Annotated in this window: 1 protein-coding gene; it reads right to left on the bottom strand. The window is 35.2% G+C overall.

The genetic code is table 11. The features are described 5' to 3' along the window. Positions 1-256: 256 nt before the first annotated feature. Complete coding sequence (locus H541_RS0110315; RefSeq protein ID WP_022797212.1) at positions 257-5632, bottom strand: Cna B-type domain-containing protein; 5376 nt, start codon at positions 5630-5632, stop codon at positions 257-259. Between the last annotated feature and the right edge of the window lie 577 nt (positions 5633-6209).

The raw sequence follows: 6209 nt of genomic DNA, 5'->3' as shown, positions 1-6209 counted from the left end.
AATCCGTAGAGGATATGTTAAAGCAACATCGGCGATATATGAGTCGACACAATAATATTGCACGAAAAGTATTGGGATTCTTAAGCCCAAATCAAATGGTTGAAAAGTATTACGAAAATAAGTATAACGAAGCTGCTTGATGTGTCCACTGATTTTATATTTTTATCGTTTGTTGTCAAGGATCGTTTCACTTTCCTCCTTGACAACAAAGTCAAAAAATTCGTTTTGGTGGACAAGACATCAAGCACCACTATTATCAGTTCAGGTAACATATGTTTGACAACCCTAGATCTTGGTTGTTGCTATCATCCCAAACCTTATTGACTTTAACGTTTATCTTTCCAGGAGTATAGCTGTTTGTAATTGTGAATCCTTCTGCGCTATCTCCACTTGTTTCACTCTTATAACTACTTGGAACACTAATTTCATTGACAGTATAAGTAATTTCTTTACCTTGATTATCTAGTGTTGGCAATTCAGAAAATGATGCTTTCCATTGATTTTCTGAATTTAAAGTTATGTTGGCAACATCTGTTTTTTCACCATTTGCTAGAAGTTCTACTTCAATAGAATCTGGACGATTGCCATCTTGATTATCAGCATCATTCCAAACTTTTTCTACTGGAATGTCAATTTTTGGTGAAACAAACTTATTGGTTACTGTTAAACCATCTTCTGATACTGTCTTCTCATAATTGTCAGGAACTTCAACTTCATCAACAGTATATTTGTATTCCTTACCATTGATATCAGTTTTATCTAATCCTGTCCATGTATGAGTCCATGGCGTTTCTTCGCTGCCATCTAGAGAAACGGTAAATTCTTCACCTTCTAAAGCCTTACCATCTCTAACTAGTTGTAATTGAATAGCTGGCTTAGATCCATTTTCCCAAACCTTGGTTCCAGTTACATCTGTTTTTGGAATAACATAACTATTCGTTACTTTTAGGCCATCTTCAGTCTTTTTATAATCTTCTGGAACAAATGAGTTTCCATCTTTATCCACTTCTTTGACGGAATAAATATACTTAGCAGTTTTACCATTACCAAGTTCTTTATATAACTCTAAACCGTCCCAATTAACTTTGGTTGTACCATTATCTAATTGTTTAATAGCTTCTCCATCAACTGGCTCAGGTGTTTCTCCTTCAACATTTCTGTAAAGTTGGAACCAGACAGTTGGCTTATCATTTGGACCATTTTCCCAAACTTTTGTAGCTTCAATATTGCCTTTAACGACATTATTTGTAACTACTACTGTTTTAGTTCCCTTAGTGCCGCCCGTAGACCACTTACTATCAGAGTATGTGATTACACTCTTTCCATCTTTATCATAACCGACAATAACATACAGAGGTGCAGTCAACTTTTCATAGCCTTCTGGAACAGACAACTCAGTAATAATATAACGACCAGCCCGTTGTTTATCAATATTGATTAACCCACCGCCATTAGTTTTAATACTCTCAGCAACTACGGTCTCTGCTCCGCTATTTGACAGGCGAACAATCTTAAACTCGGTATTAGGAATATTAATGCCATTATTTGATTCCTTGTTGACATTAAGTTCTAACGTTCTACCTGAACCGCCACCACCATACGTCCATTGACTCGTATCGGTACTACTTGTCGTAGTATCTATCTCTTTGCCAGCTGTTCTACCCGTCAAACTTACGGTATTCGTGACAGTTACAAAACCAATGACATCAGCATCCACCTTAGTAGAATAGCTTATCTTAACTGGTTCATTTATTTTACCGTCAGGTGTATCAAATGTTATTACAAAACTTTTATTGTCATCTGCTAATTCAATTTTTGCTTTATTGTTATCAACGTTATCAACCGTTATTGACCCTGGTACATAGGTTGATCTTGATTTTTCACCGAGATTATCAGTAATTTTTGCATTACTAATTGGCAAGCCTGCTGGGTTTACCGTAAGCTCCCAATCTACATTTTCAGTGTCATCATTTACAGTACCTGTTTTAGCAGATTTATTATTTGATCCGTCAGCAAAATAATCTTGATAAGCATCTGCTGTAGCATCTTCATAGTTATCATTCGATAAAGTTACCTTGTTTGTATAACGATCAATTTTTTCATTTACGGATGGATAAGATTCAATTGTAGTTTGTAATGTGACTTCGTATTGATAAGGACCATCCGGCAATTTAACAGTAAATTTATTGTCCTCTTCCTCAATAGCATCAGGTGAAAGTGTGTCATCACTTCCTACTCGCTTAACTTCCACAGATCCTTTAACTAATTTTTGATCTGCAGGAATGGTGTCTGTTAATTTAGCATTTTGTAGGTTAACAAACTTATTATTCTCGTCCGTATTAGCAATTATTTTCCAGGTAATAACTTTTGGATTTGATTTTTTATCAAGCGATTCAGCCGTTTTCCTAACACCTAGTTCTGGTTTTGGAACATTAGCTTCCGCTTTATCTTTTCCACCGCGATACTCAATATTAGCGATGTTCTTAACTTCTTGTGCTTCTTCTTCAGGAGATAAACTAGTTGTATATGTCAATGTATATTTAGTATTCTCTAGTTTATCTTTTTTAACAGTGAACGCACCATTTGCTGGATCAGTAATTTCGAAATCACCTGTCACCACATCTCCAGCATCGTTCTTAATTTCAATTGAATTTTTGTCAATTATGACAGTATTAGGAGTATTTTGATCTTTTAGTTCAAAATTATAAATAATATTTTTATTTATATTAAACTTGATAGTCCAATTAACAGATTTAGAACCATCCTTGTTAATAACAACCTTACCTTCTTTACTGATTCCAGGATCTCTTTTGCCAACAGTAGCATCAGCGGTTTCGTCTCCACCTTGCCACCTAAGAGTTGCTTTATTTGTTTGATCCTTATTTGCAGCATCATCAGCTGTTGTACGATACGTTACTTTTAAGGTTTCTTTAGTGGCTTTTGTTAGATTGATTGTAAATCCAGGATTTGGACTATTAGTATCTAAACCATAGTCTGTGAAAAGTGTTCCATTGTCAGTTACTATACTTAACGAACTATCAATATATTCGTAATTTCCGCTAGTAAAATCATCAACAATTTTGGAATCTTTATCCAATAAAATTTTACTTTTATTAAAAGTAACAGTCCATTCAATTACTTGTTTACCTTCGGAATCGTAGACATACTTTCCAGTCTTTTTTATCCCAGCTTTAGGACCAGTTTGTTTAAAATCAATCCCTTCTCCAGGCCCAATTGTGCCTCCATTACCATCATCAAAAATTAATTCTGCATGATTAGCTAGATTTGGCTGTCGCATACCAGCGACCGTATAATAAGTCCGGTAAACAAATTTGAACTCATGCGCCCCTGCAGGATTGATGTTCAGTTCAAATCCTTTTCTACCATCCTTGTGTTCATAGTCTTTTAATGTGTATGTGCTACTATCAACTTTCTCGCCATCTTGATACAAATCATATAGACTAGTATCACTTGAATCAAATTTTAAAAACTCTTGGTTAAACACATCTTTAATATTAATAGACGGTGTATCGACTTTATTTGTATTCATGGTAATCGTCCATTCGATATAAGGATTACCATCTTTATCTACATGTTGTTCCCCAACTTTACCACCTGTCGGAATAGTATCAACATCAACTTTCGCATCATCAGAGTTACCTTTGTCATCAGAAATGACATTCGTGATACTTCCTTTAGTTCCAACAGGCGCTTCTGAATCGAAAGTAATCAAATACGCTTTCCCATCAGCATCTAAATCAGGTAACACAACATTCCCTTGGTCGTCAGTTGTTGGAGTCACAGTAACTACTTTTTCAGACCCCGGAACAACATTTCCATCGACATTTGTATCTACCTGAGTAACCTTAATAGTATCTAAATCAATTGTCCCTTTATCAAGATTGTCTGTTAAGTTGACTATTCCAATATTTTGCTTTCCAAAATTGTACTTGACTGTCCAATTCACTATATCTCCCCGGTCACTAGATACAGCCCCGTCTTTTTGAATGGTAGGGATATCATTAGAGAATTCGACATCTACATTATCTGAATAGTCCTTATCATCCCCATCAAGAATAATACTAGCATCGTTATTAATGGTTAATTTACCGCCACCATCTGGACGAGTAATTTTAGTCGTATATGTAATATCATAAGCATCAGAAATACTTCCTAAGTTTAACTCAAAACCAGGATCTTTTATTTCTGGTGTTAAACCAGTAACTGGCTCTTTACCGGTATCTTTGCCATCTCTATCTTTAATAATTTTTTCTACTATAAAACTATCCGGTACAATCTCTAGATTGTCTCCGAGTTTATCAATAACCTTGGCATCTGTAATATCTTCTACTGAATCATTGGCCCGGACTGTCCAATCGACATACTCCGGATTCTTGTTCGTATAGACTTTTTCACCATTTTCACCAATGATATATGGTTGTCCAGCCGTTTTTTTGTCTTCGCCTTCAAAATCTTTTGGCTTAACTTTAATAGTTGACTCATAGCCATCTCCTTCAGCATAAGGAACTTTGACGTCAACTTCATCTTGATTTTCAAAAACTTCTTCATCAAGAATACCGCTAATATTAACTTGAATGTTTTTACCATCGAAGTCATTTGCGCCATTAGAAAAAGTAATTACAACTTCTCCACCTTGAATTGTATAAGATCCTATTTCTTTATCATCAACATTAAGAGGGATAGTTTTACCAACCGTAGCATCCTTAAATATGCTTGGTAACGGAAGTTTGTAGGTATCCCCTTCAGAAATATCAATGTCATCAGGAATGGTTAACCCATATTCTAATTGAAGAGCATTTTTCCCGTCTAGTTCGATTTCGCCTTCTCCACCATTTGGAACAACTTGTTCTTTATCAGTTCCAGGATTAATAATAAGACTAAAATAAGTAACTAAATTGGTGCCTTCAGGAATTGTTTTTAAATTTTTCGTGTCAGCATCTTCTTTTACTTCAGCATCACTACCGGATTTGTCTGCTTCCTTATCAGCATCATTTGCATCGGTCTCAGGTTTACTTTCTTCTGCATCCGCATCAGGGTCAGCTTCGTCATCAGCACTTTCACCTGATTGATCGGTAGACTCTTGTTTATCTGTTTCTGATTCTTTAGCAGTTGCATCAGAATTTTGATCAGTGTTATCTACTGTCCCAGCTGTCGCTTGGATACTTTCTAATCCAGTCAATTGTTTCGCTACAGATTGACTCCCGTAAGTAAAATTAACTGTCGTATTTTGGCTATCCAAATTATACTTACCAGCTAATTTCACTTGAACCGAGTAAGTGCCTGCTGATGTTGCTTTCAATGTAATCACATTGTTCGAAATATCATACGTTCCCTTAGTAGAACCATCAACTGCAACTAACGGATTATTACTAGAATCCGCTAGTTTGACATTATCAGAGACGTGTACTTTATCGACACTTTCATCTTCGCTTGTTTTGGTATAGCTTCCTTTAACAATCGCATTAACATCTTCGCCATTATTGGAAAATTCAACATTCTCGAAATTAAAGTGCTCTTTTGACAGCTGAGCTTCAGTAGCACTTGCGATGTTAGGTGCGATACTTTGTAAAACCATCACTATGATGACAAATATACGGCCTAATTTCTTCATCTTTTACTCCCCTTTATTAATATCATTCTGTTAACAGCATTCCCACAACCAACCGATAAATCTTCTAAAGTACCCTTCACATGTATTTTTTTCCGATCACTGTTCTATAGCTTCCTTTCTTTTTCATATACCCCTCAAACTTTCCTGCTAATGCAACAATATTCTCGTTCTCTTCCTAATTAAGTCGATATGCATTTATTACTGATTTGAACACAAATAAAACATTTAATAGAAAATTTAAATTGAAGAATTTAGAATTCACCTAGATAATTCATAGTTTTATGAGTTTGCGCTCTAAAACCGTATTTCTTCAACATTTGTAAAGAGTTTCTTTTTTCACCCATTTGGTGCGTGAAAAAAGAACACCTTTCTGTTAATGTAGATTTGACGAAAATACAAAACAGAGGTGTTCTATATGTCAAATTTACGCGATAATCGACTAAGTTTCAATAAAAATGTTCAAATTTCCTCAAAAAGTGAAAAGCTATCTTCCCATGGCGGATTGATTTTGGTTCGTGAGTTCCTCGAAAAAATTCAGTTTAATAAATTAGTGAAGAAAAATGTGCATTTTGAAGAC

Origin of the sequence: Bavariicoccus seileri WCC 4188 (genome assembly GCF_000421665.1) — a bacterium.
Taxonomy (GTDB): Bacteria; Bacillota; Bacilli; order Lactobacillales; family Aerococcaceae; genus Bavariicoccus; species Bavariicoccus seileri.
Note: the sequence above shows the minus strand (reverse complement) of the source record. Positions and strands in the feature narration are given on the sequence as shown.

Coding starts and splice junctions, on each gene's coding strand:
- H541_RS0110315 (WP_022797212.1), bottom strand. CDS start 5,632: ATGAAGAAATTAGGCCGTATATTTGTCATCATAGTGATGGTTTTACAA.